We start from the raw sequence: 14,476 nt of genomic DNA on the forward strand, positions 1-14,476 counted from the left end.
AGGATAAAAAAGACCTTGATTTTCATTATGTTGAAGAACTATTTTTAAGGTTTTGATTCCAAAAAATCGTCCGAATGTATTACAATAAAAATTAAGCCAAAGGGATTTTATGATTAATTAACTTAATGATGCAGAGAAAAGTCAGAGAATTTGCTTTAATGGATTTGTAAAATTAATTTTGTAAAAATTCTAAAAGATGACGTGGACAGAAGTTCTGAAACCGATAAAAAAAAGTGATTATTTCAAAAACCTTTGGGAAAACGTGAAGATCGAATTCAATTCCAGCCAATGTTTTCCGCCAAAGAATGAAATTTTTCGCGCTTTGGAACTCACGGAATTTGATGATGTGAAAGTCGTAATCATCGGGCAAGATCCTTATCATAATGATGGGCAAGCCAACGGACTATGTTTCTCGGTTTCCGAAAATGTAAAAGCGCCACCATCGCTCAAAAATATTTTCATCGAGTTAAAAGATGATGTCGGCGTTGATAGAAAAAACAACGATTTGCAGGATTGGGCAAAACAAGGCGTTCTACTTCTCAATGCAACTTTGACAGTAAAAGCGCACGAGCCAAATTCTCACAAAAATCTTGGTTGGGAAACATTTACTGATTTCATTATCAAAGAAATCTCGGATAAGAAAGAAAATGTCGTTTTTGTACTTTGGGGTGCATTTGCACAGAAAAAAGCTTTACTAATTAATCAAAACAAACATCACATCATTCAGTCTGCACATCCATCGCCGTTTTCTGTTTACAGAGGATTTTTCGGAAGCAAACCTTTTTCTAAAATAAACAATTACTTATTTGAAAAAGAAAAAAATCCGATTGTTTGGGGATGAGAGTTCTGTGGTGCTGAAATTGAAACGCAAAGATTTATTTTGAAACTGTAAAAGTTTAAGACTACAAAGACAGATAAATCTGTAGTGATGAAGCGTGTGGTTCTCTTCATTTTAGAATTCGATGCTTCATCAAATCAATTTATTGATTCTTCTTTGCTATCTTAAATCATCGAAAATTAAATAAATCTTTGTGATAATTTTTCTTCAATAATAAAAATTATTCTTTCTCATATTTCAAGGTCACAACTGTTGGTTCTTCTTTTCCGCCAGGTTGCGGTTTCAGTTGTTGCCAAGTGATTTTGTAACCGGAAACTGTGACAGATCTTGTGATGTTTTTGTCTTCCAGATTTTGATTGGAAATTTTGAAATTCGTTTTTTGATTGCCGTTGGTTGCATCAATATTTACGATTGCAATGCCTTCCCAAACGCAGGTTACATCTACCGGACAACGGCTGTCTTCCACAATTTCTTTGAATTCTAAACTGATTTTGGAATTCGGAATAGTGATTTTTTTATTGATTTCGATACTTATGGTTTTGCTATCAGAAGTCTGAGTGTGAGTTTGAGATTGCGTTTTGCAATTGCTCATCAACAGCAAAAGTGGAAGCAGGAAAAGTGTTTTGTAATTCATCATTTTTGTTTTTAAAAGAAAATATAATAGCCAACCACCAAAAACATTGCCAGCCCAACCATAAAACTGAAACCCGTTCCATAAACGAATCCGATGAAAGCCCCTTTCATAGAGTTGAACGCTTTTTTTCTATCGCTGATGTCGTGTAGTAATTCGCCAACAAAAACTCCAATTAGCATTCCAAAGAAAAATCCAAATGGAGGAAAGAAAAATAATCCTAATATAGTTCCGATGAATGAGCCAATGCTTCCGTAGCGCGTTCCTCCGTATTTTTTGTTTGTTTTTGCAGGAATCACGTAATTGAGAACTGTAGAAACGATTGTCAAGAGCGCAAAAACCCAGACGTACATCATTGGCATTTCGTTTTCGGTCCCGAATTTGAAAATCAAAAGTCCGCAAATGCTGAGCAAAAGTCCAGGCAAAACGGGCAGAAAAGTTCCTAACATTCCAATGAAAAGTAAGGCTAGCGAGACAATATTTATTAATGTCGAATCCATTGTTCAAATTTATTTTAAAAATACAATATTCAAACTAATGCCAAAAGATTTTTTTTATACTTAAATTTGTGAAATAATTCCTCTCAATGAAAAACGAACTCATAGATTACAAAGATTTTCTTCAACGGATCAGTGACGAAATTCATTTCTTCTGTAAAGATTTTTTCCCTGACGAATTTGTCTTGACTTTTCAGATTGCAATAAAGTTTATTTTTCTGTTTTTCCTTATATATGCCGTTGCTTTTATTCTGAAAAATGGAATTAATCTTACATTCAGATTCTTTTTTGATAAAGAGAAATATCCTGTAATGAAGTCCGTTTACAAAGCCAAAGTGACCAATTCTGTAGCCAATATTTTGGCGCTGGGTTTTGGTAGTTTTGCGTATGTGTCTGTTTTTTACAGACATCCTCAGAGTAAGATTTTTCTTGAGAGGTTAATAGGGATTTTACTAGTCTTCGTGATTGCCAATATGGCATTTCGTTTTATCAAAGTTTTACAGAATTATTATCTGATTCAGAAGGATTATTATAAAATTATTGCCATCAATTCTATTTCGCAAACGGTTAAGATTTTTGGTATTTTTATTTTTACAGTGATTGCTATCTGTGTTTTGCTTGGCATTAGTGGAACTACGGTTTTAGGAAGTCTTGGAGCGATTACGGCTGTAATTGTTTTGGTTTTTCGAGATACAATTTTGGGTTTTGTGACTGGGATTCACGTCGCCACTTCTAAGAATTTGAAAGTGGGAGATTGGGTTGCGATTCCGAAATATTCTATCGAAGGTAACATTGAAGATATTGATTTATTAACAACCAAAATCAGAAATTTTGACAAAACATTATCAACGATTCCGACTTATGATTTGCTGACAACTGAGATCAAAAATATGCAGGTAATGTCCGAAACCAACACGAGAAGAATCAAAAAATCGATTGTTTTTAACATCAAATCTTTTAAATTTCTTGATGAGGAATTATTTGGAGAGTTGTTGAAAATCAATTTGATTCACGATTATCTTGTGGAGAAAAAGAAAGAAATAGACCAAGAGAAGGCAAATCTTATCAATGCAGACGAGATCATCAACGGACAGCAACTTACGAACATCGGAACCTTCCGAAAATATGCCATGAGCTATCTGAAAAATAATCCCAATATAGATCAAAACGGCGCGATGATGGTGCGACAAATGGAAATCACGCCACAAGGAATGCCTTTGGAAATCTACTGTTTTGCCAACGATTCCAAATGGGAACATTTTGAACAAATTCAGGCAGATATTTTTGATCATCTTTTGGTCGCTTCCAAAGAATTTGATTTGGAAATAATGCAGGTTCATAAAATTTAAAATCATTTATCATTCATCATTTATCAATTATAAAAAATATGACAAAATTAAGTGTCAATATCAATAAAATCGCAACGCTCAGAAACGCTCGAGGTGGTGATGTTCCAAGTGTAACTCAAGTGGCTTTGGATTTAGAAAGATTCGGCGCGCAGGGAATTACAATCCATCCACGACCGGACGAAAGACACATCACAAGAAAGGATGTTTACGATTTGAAACCTTTGGTAAAAACGGAATTTAATATTGAGGGAAATCCTCACAGACCTTTTATCGATATGGTTTTGGAAGTAAAACCTGAGCAAGTGACTTTGGTTCCCGATGCTGATGATGCGATTACTTCCAACGCTGGCTGGGATTGCGAAAAGAATCTTGACTTCCTAAAATCGGTCATTTCTGAATTTAAAAATGCGGGGATTAGAACTTCTATTTTCCTTGACCCAAATCCCGAAATGGTGAAATTTGCCTCCGAAACAGGCGCAGATAGAATCGAACTTTACACGGAAGCTTACGCTAAACATTATCTTCAAAACAAAGAATTTGCGGTAGAATCTTATTTTAAAACCGCTGTTGTCGCGAGTGAATATGGCTTGGGAATCAATGCAGGACACGATTTGAGTTTAGAAAATCTAAAATATTTCGCAGACAACATCCCGAATCTTTTGGAAGTTTCCATCGGTCACGCTTTGATTTCTGAGGCTTTGTATTTGGGATTGGAAAATACGGTTCAGGCTTATTTGAAACGTTTAGCTAAATGGTAATTATATTTTATTATTAATGGAAATTTTACACTCAAAAATATACGGAGAAGAGAGAACAGAAACGCCACTTTTGGTTTTTCACGGATTGTTCGGAATGTTGGATAACTGGGGAAGTTTTGGAAAAGAATTTGGAGATTTGATGCCGACTCACATCTTAGATTTGAGAAATCACGGTAGAAGTTTTCATTCAGATTCTATGTCGCACGACGATTTGGCTCAAGATATTGTCAATTATATGGACGCTCACAACATCCAAAAAGCCAATGTTTTAGGTCATTCTTTAGGAGGAAAAGCCGTGATGCAATTTGCCATCAATTTTCCGGAAAGATTAGAAAAACTCATTGTTGTAGACATTACGCCAAAAGCCTATCCGCCACATCATCAGGGGATTATCAAAGCTTTACAAAGTGTAGATTTCTCAACTGTAGAATCTCGGCAAGATGTAGAAGCTGTTTTGGGAGAGTACATTCACGAGAAATTTGTGATTCAGTTTTTGATGAAGAACTTGTACTGGACAGACGATAAAAAGCTAGCTTGGAGATTCAATCTGAAAACGTTGGCGGAGAAATATACAGAGTTTGTATCAAACGCAATTAGATTCGGTGTTTTCAAAGGTCCAACTTTGTTCATTGGAGGTGCAAATTCCAATTATATTTTGCCTCAAGACGAATTGCTCATCAGACAACAATTCCCAGATTCGAAAATCATCAAAATCAAAAATGCAGAACATTGGGTTCAAGCGAATAATCCAGTTGATTTTGGTATCGCTGTGAAAGAATTCTTGCAGGGTTAGTTTTCAAGTTTTATCTTTGAGACTTATGATTAGACATCAACAACTTATCTACAAATTGATACTTGGTTTTTCTGCCATCGTCAATCTTTTTCTTTTAGGACTTCTGTTTTTCGTGCTTCGGGATTCACTTTCTGGGAGAGGAAATTGGTTTCTAATTTTGGAAGGCAAAAGCTTGTGGTATTTTGTTGGTATAGTTTTAATATTTTCAATTTTGAACGCTGTTTTCATCATTCAGCTTTTCAAAAAAACGTCCGACATCGGTCATCAAACCTCTGACATAGAATGATTTTAGTTACTGGCGCAACAGGAATTTTGGGACGAGTAATCGTTCTCGAGCTTTTGAAAAAAGGAAAGAAAGTCCGCGCGACCAAAAGAAAATCCAGCAACCTGAAAGATGTTTTAGAATCTTACCGATTTTATACAGACCAGCCTGATTTTTATTTCAACCAAATCGAATGGATGGATGTAGATTTCGAAGATTCGGAATCAATCGAGAATGTTTTGAAAGGTGTGGAGGAAGTCTATCATTGCTCTGCCAAAGTCAGTTTCAATCCAAAAGATGAGAAGGAATTGTACCGAAATAATTCTGAAGTTACTGAGAAATTACTTTTTGCCATCGATTCCAATCAAGTCAAAAAGTTTCTTTTCGTAAGTTCCATTGCAGTTTTGGATGGTTATAATGAGAAAGGTGAAATGGATGAAAATTCTGATTTCAACGAAAAACTTCACCATTCGGATTATGCGATTTCCAAATATGTTTCAGAAATGGAAGTTTGGCGCGCGCAATACGAAGGTCTTAATACTGTCATCATCAATCCAGGTTTAATCATCGGTTCCGGAAATTGGAATCACAGCAGTGGAAAATTGTTCAAAGAATTGTCAAACGGTTTTACATTTCCCGGTTCTACGGCTTATGTGGATGTGCGAGATGTTGCGAATATTGCGATTGAATTAATGGAAAAATCAATTTTCGGACAACGTTTTATTGTGACTTCTGAAAATATTAAATACAAAACGATTTCTGATAAAGTCAGAAAAGCCTTTGGAAAATCGCCTGCGAAAATCATCCCGAATTCGATTCTTGATATTTTACCGATATTCTCAGTTCTGTTTGGTTGGTTGATTCCAATTCTGAAATTAGCGAACAAAACCAACGTAGAAACCATCAAATCCGATTCGAAAATTACCAATCAAAAAATTCGTGAAACTTTGAATTACGAATTCATTCCCATCGATGAAAGTGTGGATTTTCATCTGAAAAACTACCTTTCAGATAGGAAATGATATTTTCTATCGTTATGTTAAGCTTTGTTTAATTATCTCAAAAGTCGTATTTTTACGCAACATATTTTAATAAAATCTAATCTTAAGTCTTATAATGAATACACAACAATTCGTAAACCGCCACATCAGTCTCAACGAAGCTGATAAAGCGGAAATGCTGAATAAAGTAGGAGCAAAAAGTATAGAAGAATTAATCTCACAAACCATTCCTGATTCCATCAGGTTAGAAAAAGATCTCAACATCTCAGAGCCGCTTTCGGAGTACGAAATGTTATTGCATTCTAAAGATTTGGCTTCTAAGAACCAAAGTTTTGACAACTATATTGGGTTTGGATATCACAATACGATTTTGCCTTCGCCAATCCAGAGAAACATTCTGGAAAATCCAAGCTGGTACACCGCTTACACACCTTACCAGGCAGAGATTGCGCAGGGAAGATTGGAAGCTTTGCTCAATTTCCAAACAGTCGTTTCGGATTTGACTGGATTTCCTTTAGCAAACGCTTCATTGCTTGACGAATCTACGGCTGCTGCAGAAGCAATGCATATGTTCTTCAACAACAGAACGAAAGACCAAAAGAAAAATAATGCTTCGAAGTTTTTCATTTCAGATTTGGTTTTGCCACAAACGATTTCTGTTCTTAAGACAAAGGCAGAAGGTCTTGGAATCGATGTAATTGTTGGGAATCACATCAATCACCAGTTCAATGATTCTTACTACGGCGTTTTGTTGCAATATCCTGGGAAAAACGGAATCGTTTTAGACTATACAGAAAATATTACTTATTACAAAGAATTCAACCTGCAAGTGGTTGTAGCTTGCGATCCGATGGCTTTGGTAAAGCTAAAATCTCCTGCTGATATGGGCGCAGATTGTGCGGTCGGAACTTCTCAAAGATTCGGGATTCCGATGGGTTACGGTGGTCCTCATGCAGCGTTCTTCACTTGCAAGGAAGATTATAAAAGAGATATTCCGGGAAGAATCATTGGTGTTTCTCAAGATATGTACGGCAAACGTGCGTTGAGAATGGCGCTTCAAACCAGAGAGCAGCACATCAAAAGAGAAAGAGCAACATCCAATATCTGTACAGCTCAGGTTTTATTGGCGGTGATGGCTGGAATGTACGCGGTTTATCACGGACCAAAAGGTTTGGAATTTATCGCCGATCAAATCCATTACAAAACCAATGCTCTAGGCGATGCGTTGAAAGTTTTGGATTATGACATCGTGGACGAGCCTGTTTTTGATACGGTGAAATTCAGATTGCACGAGGAGGAAAAATCTTCTTTGAGAATGAAAATGAGAGATCAGAAAATCAATCTTAATTATTTTTCTCAAGGCATCGTGAGTATTTCATTAAACGAAACTACAACTGTTGACAAACTAAACCAATTGATCGAAGCTTTTGCCCAGTTCAAAGGGAAACAAGGTTATAAAGTATCATTAAAAGAAGAATATTCTATTCCTGCAGAATTATTGAGAGAAGATAAAATATTAGAAGAAGAAGTTTTCAACAAATACCATACAGAGACAGAATTGATGCGTTACATCAAACGTCTGGAAAGAAAAGATCTGTCTTTGACACATTCTATGATTTCTCTTGGATCTTGTACAATGAAATTGAATGCTGCAACTCAAATGATCCCGCTATCTTGGGGCGAGTGGGGAAGTGTTCATCCATTTGTACCAACGGAGCAAGCAGGCGGTTACCAGGAAATGATCAAAGAATTGGAGAAAGATTTAGCAGAAATCACTGGTTTCGCTGGAACTTCTCTTCAACCAAATTCTGGTGCGCAAGGCGAATATGCTGGACTAATGGTCATCAGAGAATATCACAAAAACAGAGGCGAAGGCCATAGAAATATCGTTTTGATTCCTCAATCTGCACACGGAACCAATCCGGCTTCCGCAGCAATGGCTGGTATGAAAATCGTAGTTGTGAAGAATCTTGAAAACGGCGAAATTGATTTTGAAGATTTCAAAGCGAAAACTGAGTTGCATTCTGAGAACTTGTCTTGTGTGATGATCACTTATCCTTCGACTTACGGATTCTTCGATGCTAATATCAAAGAAATAACAAAACTAACGCACGATCACGGCGGACAAGTCTATATGGACGGTGCGAATATGAATGCGCAGGTTGGATTCACAAGTCCGGGGAATATCGGGGCAGATGTTTGTCACCTGAATCTTCACAAGACTTTTGCTATTCCTCACGGTGGCGGAGGTCCTGGTGTTGGTCCAATCTGTGTGGCGGAGCATTTGGTTCCATTCTTACCAACCAACGCGAATATCCAAATCGGTGGAAAAGAAGCCATCGAAGGGATTTCTGCAGCGCCTTATGGTTCTGGATTGATTTTGAATATTTCTTACGCTTACATCAAAATGTTGGGAACTTCAGGTTTGAAAAAAGCAACGGAGCACGCCATCCTTAATGCTAATTATTTGAAAGAAATCTTAGCTGAGCATTTCCCAATCCTTTATGCAAATGACAAAGGTAGAGTAGCACACGAATGTATCGTAGATTTCCGTCAGTTCAAATCTTTGGGAATTGAAGTGGCAGATGTGGCGAAACGACTAATGGATTACGGTTTCCACGCGCCAACAGTGAGTTTCCCAGTTGCTGGAACATTAATGATAGAACCAACCGAGTCTGAAAACAAAGACGAAATTGATAGATTTGCGGAAGCATTGATCAGCATCAAAAAAGAAATCGATGAGATTGCAAACGGCGATGCAGACAGAGAAAACAATGTTTTGAAAAACGCACCTCACACCGAGCAATTGGTGATCTCGGATTCTTGGGACAAACCTTATGGCAGAGAGAAAGCTGCTTATCCATTGGATTGGGTGAGAACTCATAAGTTCTTTGCAACAGTTGCAAGAATTGATGAAGCTTATGGCGACAGAAATCTAGTTTGTACTTGTGAGCCGATAGAAGCTTATATGTAAATCAATTATAAGTGATTAATTATGAATGATAAATGATTTTGTGATTCATTAATTTATATAAAAGAAACCTCTCAAGTGATTGAGAGGTTTTTTTGGTTTAGGACAATATAGATTTGGAAAATTTCAACGCAATTAAAGTTATTCATAATTTTTTATTGTTGCTAATAACTCGCTTTTGAAGTTATAAATTTCGTCCAAAGAAGCAATTAGTTTTTTCTCTCCGTTATCTTTTCCGTTGTTAAAAAGTTCAATATATTTATTGGATGAGTTAAAATGTAAACGACAAATTGGTTTACGATTGTTGTCATCTAATAAAATACCAAAATAAGATTGAGTATCTCTAAATGCAATTCTTGAAGCTGGTAAAATTTCTCTTAAAATCGCTTTTATAATTTGAGAACCTTCCATTTCTTCGTCTGTTGTGATGAATTTTGGAGTTTCAGTATTTTCGTCGATTGGTTCTATTTTTTCAGCCGTTTTGGAAGGAAGCGTTTCATTAATATTCAGTGCGTTTTTCAATCTGAAATTGATTGATTCATTTATTGAATTTGAAAATGCTTTTCTAGTGTATTCTTTGAACGTTACTAATCTTGAAGCCGTCAAAAGTTTGTCGAAAAATCGATTTACTAAAAGTCGAACGATTTCATCAGAAGGATTTTGAAGTTCTTTTTCAAATTCATTTCTGATTGCTTTTATGTATTTTAAAGATTCTGCTGAATCCAAAATCTGCTCTAAATTATAACCGTTTTTAGAAAATTTTTCTAATATTTTCAAACTCGAATCTTTTAAGTTTGATAAATCCAAAGTGAAAAATGGTTTCTCGTCCATGATGTTTGGTTTTTCCAGATCTGCGTAGAAATTGTATTGATGACCGTTTGTCAAAACACCAAAACGGGATTTAGAAACGTGGTAATATCTGTGAAGTTGAGAATTGTGAGCGTCAACTTTTTCTTTCCAATGCTTACATTCAATGATTAAAATTGGTTCGCCATCTCTTTTGATGACGTAGTCAATTTTTTCGCCTTTTTTTGTTCCAATATCACAAATAAATTCCGGAATTACCTCTGTTGGATTAAAAATGTCATATCCTAAAATTTGAATAAATGGCATAACGAAAGCATTCTTAGTTGCTTCTTCGGTATTAATTTGGTCTTTTAAAGAGTCAACTCTTTGATGCAATTGTTCTAATTTTAATTTTAAATCTGATTCCATAGTTTTTGTTTTTCTATAATAATTTGTTTTATTAATAATTTGAAATTATTTTGAAAAATTAATTGGTGATAAGTTCTCAAATTAATTCACTTTGTTGTTAAATCTATTTAGTGAGTTTAACAAAACTATCATTAATAGAATTTACTTTTTTACGGTTTTCCTTACTTTGATGAAATATTTCAAATCAAGTATCACTTACAACAAGAAAACCCCACGTGAGTGTGAGGTTTATTAAATATTGTAACGTGAATTTTTTTACTAAAACTGTTTCGGTTTCATCTTCCTCTCCGCAGATTCTGCGATTTCCAAAATCCTTTTCTGTCTGGTTTCAGGCCGTTTCGCACTGATAATCCAGTAAAGCATCATTTTCTTGATAGATTTGCTGAGGCTTTGGAAAAACTCTAGGGCGTTTGGTCTTGAGGAAAGTTCAAGCAATAGATCTTCGGGGACGGTAAGTTCCTCTACGCTATCCAGGATTTCCCACGAACCGTTTTCCTTGGCGATGTTGATACAGTCTAATCCGGCTGGGGACATTCGGTTTTCGGCGGTGAGTTTTTCGATTTTTTGTTTGTTGATTTTGGACCAAGTGCTTTTTGGTTTTCGTTTGCAGAAGTATTGGATTGAGGATTCGTCGTCCAGTTTTTTCTTGAGACTGTCGATCCAACCAAAACAGAGCGCTTCGTCCACAGCATCGCTCCAGCTGACAGATGCTTTACCGGATTTCTTGTTGTATTGAACCAGCCAAATTCCATTGTCGCGCGTGTGATTTTCTATGAGCCAATTGCGCCATTGCTCTGGCGTTTCTGGGTAGAAAGTTTCTTGGATTTTGGTGGGTTTGGAAGTCATTGGTGATGGAAATTAATGCGTTGCCGATTTTGAAAACAAATTAATGACCAAAACGCCGACGATGATGATTGCTATTCCCAAGATGGCTGGCAAATCCAGTTTCTGTTTGAAAAATAAAACGGAAACCAAAGCCGTCAAAACAATGCCCAATCCTGCCCAGATCGCATAAGCCACGCCCAATGGAATCTCCTTGATGGCGTGGGAGAAGAAATAGAAACAGCCTGTAAATGCGACAACGGTGAGCAAACTTGGCCATAGTCTGGTAAAGTTCTCGGATCTTGCCAAACTGCTCGTCCCAAGGACTTCTAAACAGATGGCTAATCCTAAAAATAAGTATTTCATAATCTGTTAATTAATAAATGTGTCTTCCAAGTAGATTTCCAAATCGGTATTTCTGTGTCCCAACAATTCTTCCAAATCCGATGAAACAACATTGTACTCATCATTCCTGATAATAGAAGCCAATAATGTTAAATACCAAATGTCCATTTCGCCGACGCCATACTCTTTCAGTTTCTTTTCATAATCTTTTGGGGCAGGGCTTTCATAGGCTACTTTTTCCCCTGAAAATTCAGAAAGTAATTCTGCAATCTCCGCAAAAGAGTAGGATAGAGCACCTGTTAATTTGTAGATTTTGTAGATGTGACCATCGTCAGCCAAGACATTGGCAATCGCTTTTCCCATTTCGTCGCGTGTGGCAAAAGATGCTTTTCCGTTCTCGGCTGGGAAAGAGATTCCAGTGTTCACGACATCATAACCAATGAAGAATGGAAGCGTTTCTGAGTACAATCCGTTTTGAAAAATGGTGTAAGGTAAACCGCTGTTTATAATGTAATTTTCAGTCGTGCTGTAAGCGTCTGTCAAAGGACCTAGTTTGGATTCCGAAACGTTTTCATTTCGTGCGCCACTGGTGTAGTATATTTGTGAAACCCCCGCATCTTTGGCAGAATCTATCACGTTTTTGTGTTCTGTCAGAGCATCTTCACTACTTCCACTTATTAATAATAATTTTGAAATACCATCAACTGCTTTTTCAATCGAGGTTTTGTCTGCATAATCGCCAATTCGAACTTCGATTCCTTTTGCTTTTAATGCTTTTCCTTTTTCCGTATTTCTTACCAATGCGACTATTTTATCAGCGGATATTTTTGTTAAAAGATGATTGATGACTGCAGTTCCCAAATGTCCTGATGCGCCTGTAATTAAAATCATAACTCATTAAATTTATGATGCAAAGAAACTGGATAATTAAACTGAATTTTTTGACAAAAGTCAAATTAAATTTACTTCTTTCGTATGCGACTGAGCGTCTCCTGCGTGATGCCAAGATATGATGCAATGTGACCCAATGAAATACGTTGCGAAACTTCTGGTTCCTCTTTCAGTAAGGTTTGGTAGCGTTGTTCAGCCGATTGTGTATGCAAAGACATTATGCGTTCTTCCATAATTTTACAATATTCCTCCGCCATTATTCTGCCAATAGTTTCCATTTGGTGGTATTTTTTATAAAGCTCGTTGAGGTCGTCGGACGTGATGTAATAAATGTTGGATTGCTCCAAAAACTGAATGTTTTCAAAGGAGGGAAGTTTGTAGAACAAAGACAATATAGAACCCAAAATGATGTTTTCAAAACCAAACCAAGCATTGACTTCTTTGTCATCTTTAATGAAAAAAGAACGTACCAATCCTGTCTCAATGATGAACAAACTGGAAACAATTTGGCCTTGCTTCAGGAAAAAATCACCTTTTTGTTTTATTTGGGATTTGATTCTTTTAGATAATTCTTCCTCGATTTCTGGATTTAAATTTCCGTATTCCTTGAATTTTTTAATTAATGGATTCATATCGCGTGAAGACAATGTAACTTCAAAGATAGCTAAATCAGGATTTACATTAATTGAAAACTCAAATCATTAATAAGAAAAACAAAAATTATTTAGTTTGATGCAAAACCAAATATTCCCAAGGTTCCATCGTGATGATGAAGGTTTCGGAAACCGTTTTTTCTTCGTCGGTAAAAAGATTTTTATAAATTCCCTTATCAAATGACGTATCAAATTGAACCATTATCAATTCTTTGCTGAGGTTGACAAATGCTAAAACTTTGTCGCCGTTTTTTTCTCGGACAAAGGAAATCACTTGGTCCATTCGGTCATTCATAATTCTCACCATTTCTCCGCCCCAATCGCCGTTCCAGAGCGCTTGGTTTTGATGTTTTAATGAAAAAAGAGTGGTATAGAGTTTTTCGAATTTGTGAGGTGTCCAGTCAATCGGGTCTTTTTCAAAAAACTCCAAAGAGCGGTCGAGTCCGGCTTCTTGTCCACTGTAAACCAACGGAATTCCGTCCATTAAAAAGGTAAAAACTGTGGTCGCTTCCAACGCTTCTCCAAAATTATCATATTGATTGCCTTCCCAGGAATTCTTGTCGTGATTGTCGATGAAGTTCATTCGGATTCCGGCTTTTGGGAAAATGGAAACGTGCTCGGCAATGTAAGCTTCGGTAAGGGTTTTCACGCTAAGGTCATTCTGAACAATCTGATGCAGAATATTCCAAAGTGTCCAGTTGTACGTGGAATCAAATGCCTTGCGGTGAAGTTCCTTGTCTTCGGCTTCTGCGAGCATAAAAATCGGTTTGATTTTGTCAAGTTCTGCTCGTATATTTTCCCAGAAATCAATCGGAACAAAACTCGCAATGTCGCAACGGAAGCCATCAATATTATATTCTTTGACCCAATATTTCATTGCGTCGGTCATATATTTTCTGAGTTCCGGTTCTTTGTAATTTAATTCGATAATATCATCATAATCGCGCCAGCGCGTGGATTGGAAGGTTCCTTTTCTGGATTTCATATACCATTCAGGATGTTCCGTCACCAGATGATTGTCCCAACTCGTATGATTCGCAACCCAATCCAAAATCACGTACATTCCTTGACTGTGAATCGCCTCCACCAAACTTCGAAAATCGTCTTCTGTCCCAAACTCCGCATTGATTCCCAAATAATCTTTTACGGAATAATAACTTCCCAAACTACCTTTCCGATGCAATTCTCCAATCGGATTGATGGGCATCAACCAAATGATATCAATTCCCATTTTCTTGAGTCGCGGAAGTTGTTTTTCGATGGCCTGAAAATTACCTTCTTCGGAAAACTGACGGATATTCAATTCGTAAAGCGTTGCATTTTTCACCCAATCGGGCGTGGAAAGTTCTACGTATTTCTTTGGCTGGTAATTGTTTTCAGGCTGATTTTCCATAGATGTCATTAATCAAATTAAAAAAATATTGCAACGAATATCATACCCAACGGTTTA

15 protein-coding genes are annotated in these 14,476 nt (G+C 36.6%); 7 read left to right on the plus strand and 8 right to left on the minus strand.

Going from position 1 to position 14,476, the window contains the following annotated elements; all coding sequences use genetic code 11:
* Window positions 1–196 precede the first annotated feature (196 nt).
* Entirely contained in the window at window positions 197–841 is a 645-nt protein-coding gene (locus B0I22_RS02580) for a uracil-DNA glycosylase (protein WP_133943043.1), read from the plus strand.
* Window positions 842–1,058: 217 nt separating this feature from the next.
* Here the strand turns inward: B0I22_RS02580 and B0I22_RS02585 are convergent, their stop codons facing one another.
* Both B0I22_RS02585 and B0I22_RS02590 read right to left on the minus strand, forming a co-directional pair.
* Window positions 1,059–1,475: a hypothetical protein gene (locus B0I22_RS02585; protein WP_133943044.1), complete on the minus strand. Its 417-nt coding sequence runs from the start codon at window positions 1,473–1,475 to the stop codon at window positions 1,059–1,061.
* Between the two features lie 8 nt (window positions 1,476–1,483).
* Window positions 1,484–1,969 (minus strand): DUF456 domain-containing protein, encoded by a 486-nt coding sequence (locus B0I22_RS02590; protein ID WP_133943045.1) that lies wholly within the window; start codon window positions 1,967–1,969, stop codon window positions 1,484–1,486.
* A gap of 86 nt (window positions 1,970–2,055) precedes the next feature.
* Between B0I22_RS02590 and B0I22_RS02595 the strand changes: the two genes are divergently transcribed.
* The 6 genes from B0I22_RS02595 (at window position 2,056) to gcvP (ending at window position 9,103) form a co-directional block, all read left to right on the plus strand.
* A complete protein-coding gene (locus B0I22_RS02595) occupies window positions 2,056–3,315 on the plus strand; it encodes a mechanosensitive ion channel family protein (RefSeq protein ID WP_133943046.1) in 1,260 nt (419 codons plus the stop codon).
* 38 nt (window positions 3,316–3,353) lie between these two features.
* On the plus strand, window positions 3,354–4,073 hold the full coding sequence (locus tag B0I22_RS02600) for a pyridoxine 5'-phosphate synthase (protein ID WP_133943047.1): 720 nt from the start codon (window positions 3,354–3,356) through the stop codon (window positions 4,071–4,073).
* A 16-nt stretch (window positions 4,074–4,089) separates the two neighbouring features.
* Window positions 4,090–4,866 carry an alpha/beta fold hydrolase gene (locus B0I22_RS02605; RefSeq protein ID WP_133943048.1) on the plus strand — a complete coding sequence of 259 codons (777 nt, stop codon included), beginning with the start codon at window positions 4,090–4,092 and terminating at the stop codon, window positions 4,864–4,866.
* Between the two features lie 25 nt (window positions 4,867–4,891).
* A complete protein-coding gene (locus B0I22_RS02610; RefSeq protein ID WP_133943049.1) occupies window positions 4,892–5,152 on the plus strand; it encodes a hypothetical protein in 261 nt (86 codons plus the stop codon).
* Window positions 5,149–6,150, plus strand: a complete 1,002-nt coding sequence (locus B0I22_RS02615) for an NAD-dependent epimerase/dehydratase family protein (RefSeq protein ID WP_133943050.1) — start codon at window positions 5,149–5,151, stop codon at window positions 6,148–6,150. Before B0I22_RS02610 ends, B0I22_RS02615 begins: the two co-directional genes overlap by 4 nt.
* Before the next feature lie 94 nt (window positions 6,151–6,244).
* Window positions 6,245–9,103, plus strand: a complete 2,859-nt coding sequence (gene gcvP / locus B0I22_RS02620) for an aminomethyl-transferring glycine dehydrogenase (RefSeq protein WP_133943051.1) — start codon at window positions 6,245–6,247, stop codon at window positions 9,101–9,103.
* A gap of 138 nt (window positions 9,104–9,241) precedes the next feature.
* On the opposite strand, the gene B0I22_RS02625 is transcribed toward gcvP, so the two are convergent.
* The 6 genes from B0I22_RS02625 to B0I22_RS02650 form a co-directional block, all read right to left on the minus strand.
* On the minus strand, window positions 9,242–10,315 hold the full coding sequence (locus tag B0I22_RS02625; RefSeq protein ID WP_133943052.1) for a type I restriction endonuclease: 1,074 nt from the start codon (window positions 10,313–10,315) through the stop codon (window positions 9,242–9,244).
* A 258-nt stretch (window positions 10,316–10,573) separates the two neighbouring features.
* Window positions 10,574–11,161 carry a YdeI/OmpD-associated family protein gene (locus B0I22_RS02630; protein WP_133943053.1) on the minus strand — a complete coding sequence of 196 codons (588 nt, stop codon included), beginning with the start codon at window positions 11,159–11,161 and terminating at the stop codon, window positions 10,574–10,576.
* Window positions 11,162–11,173: 12 nt separating this feature from the next.
* Window positions 11,174–11,503, minus strand: a complete 330-nt coding sequence (locus B0I22_RS02635) for a DMT family transporter (RefSeq protein ID WP_133943054.1) — start codon at window positions 11,501–11,503, stop codon at window positions 11,174–11,176.
* Between the two features lie 6 nt (window positions 11,504–11,509).
* On the minus strand, window positions 11,510–12,373 hold the full coding sequence (locus tag B0I22_RS02640) for an SDR family oxidoreductase (protein WP_133943055.1): 864 nt from the start codon (window positions 12,371–12,373) through the stop codon (window positions 11,510–11,512).
* Window positions 12,374–12,444: 71 nt separating this feature from the next.
* Window positions 12,445–13,005: a Crp/Fnr family transcriptional regulator gene (locus B0I22_RS02645; RefSeq protein WP_133943056.1), complete on the minus strand. Its 561-nt coding sequence runs from the start codon at window positions 13,003–13,005 to the stop codon at window positions 12,445–12,447.
* Between the two features lie 88 nt (window positions 13,006–13,093).
* Complete coding sequence (locus B0I22_RS02650) at window positions 13,094–14,419, minus strand: alpha-amylase family glycosyl hydrolase (protein WP_166668162.1); 1,326 nt, start codon at window positions 14,417–14,419, stop codon at window positions 13,094–13,096.
* Window positions 14,420–14,476: the final 57 nt, after the last annotated feature.

Origin of the sequence: Epilithonimonas xixisoli (assembly GCF_004365655.1) — a bacterium.
Classification (GTDB): domain Bacteria; phylum Bacteroidota; class Bacteroidia; order Flavobacteriales; family Weeksellaceae; genus Epilithonimonas; species Epilithonimonas xixisoli.

What these genes read in the sequence shown, in the direction of transcription:
- B0I22_RS02580 (WP_133943043.1), top strand. Translation starts at nt 197, where the DNA reads ATGACGTGGACAGAAGTTCTGAAACCGATAAAAAAAAGTGATTATTTC.
- B0I22_RS02585 (WP_133943044.1), bottom strand. Translation starts at nt 1,475, where the DNA reads ATGATGAATTACAAAACACTTTTCCTGCTTCCACTTTTGCTGTTGATG.
- B0I22_RS02590 (WP_133943045.1), bottom strand. Translation starts at nt 1,969, where the DNA reads ATGGATTCGACATTAATAAATATTGTCTCGCTAGCCTTACTTTTCATT.
- B0I22_RS02595 (WP_133943046.1), top strand. Translation starts at nt 2,056, where the DNA reads ATGAAAAACGAACTCATAGATTACAAAGATTTTCTTCAACGGATCAGT.
- B0I22_RS02600 (WP_133943047.1), top strand. Translation starts at nt 3,354, where the DNA reads ATGACAAAATTAAGTGTCAATATCAATAAAATCGCAACGCTCAGAAAC.
- B0I22_RS02605 (WP_133943048.1), top strand. Translation starts at nt 4,090, where the DNA reads ATGGAAATTTTACACTCAAAAATATACGGAGAAGAGAGAACAGAAACG.
- B0I22_RS02610 (WP_133943049.1), top strand. Translation starts at nt 4,892, where the DNA reads ATGATTAGACATCAACAACTTATCTACAAATTGATACTTGGTTTTTCT.
- B0I22_RS02615 (WP_133943050.1), top strand. Translation starts at nt 5,149, where the DNA reads ATGATTTTAGTTACTGGCGCAACAGGAATTTTGGGACGAGTAATCGTT.
- gcvP (WP_133943051.1), top strand. Translation starts at nt 6,245, where the DNA reads ATGAATACACAACAATTCGTAAACCGCCACATCAGTCTCAACGAAGCT.
- B0I22_RS02625 (WP_133943052.1), bottom strand. Translation starts at nt 10,315, where the DNA reads ATGGAATCAGATTTAAAATTAAAATTAGAACAATTGCATCAAAGAGTT.
- B0I22_RS02630 (WP_133943053.1), bottom strand. Translation starts at nt 11,161, where the DNA reads ATGACTTCCAAACCCACCAAAATCCAAGAAACTTTCTACCCAGAAACG.
- B0I22_RS02635 (WP_133943054.1), bottom strand. Translation starts at nt 11,503, where the DNA reads ATGAAATACTTATTTTTAGGATTAGCCATCTGTTTAGAAGTCCTTGGG.
- B0I22_RS02640 (WP_133943055.1), bottom strand. Translation starts at nt 12,373, where the DNA reads ATGATTTTAATTACAGGCGCATCAGGACATTTGGGAACTGCAGTCATC.
- B0I22_RS02645 (WP_133943056.1), bottom strand. Translation starts at nt 13,005, where the DNA reads ATGAATCCATTAATTAAAAAATTCAAGGAATACGGAAATTTAAATCCA.
- B0I22_RS02650 (WP_166668162.1), bottom strand. Translation starts at nt 14,419, where the DNA reads ATGGAAAATCAGCCTGAAAACAATTACCAGCCAAAGAAATACGTAGAA.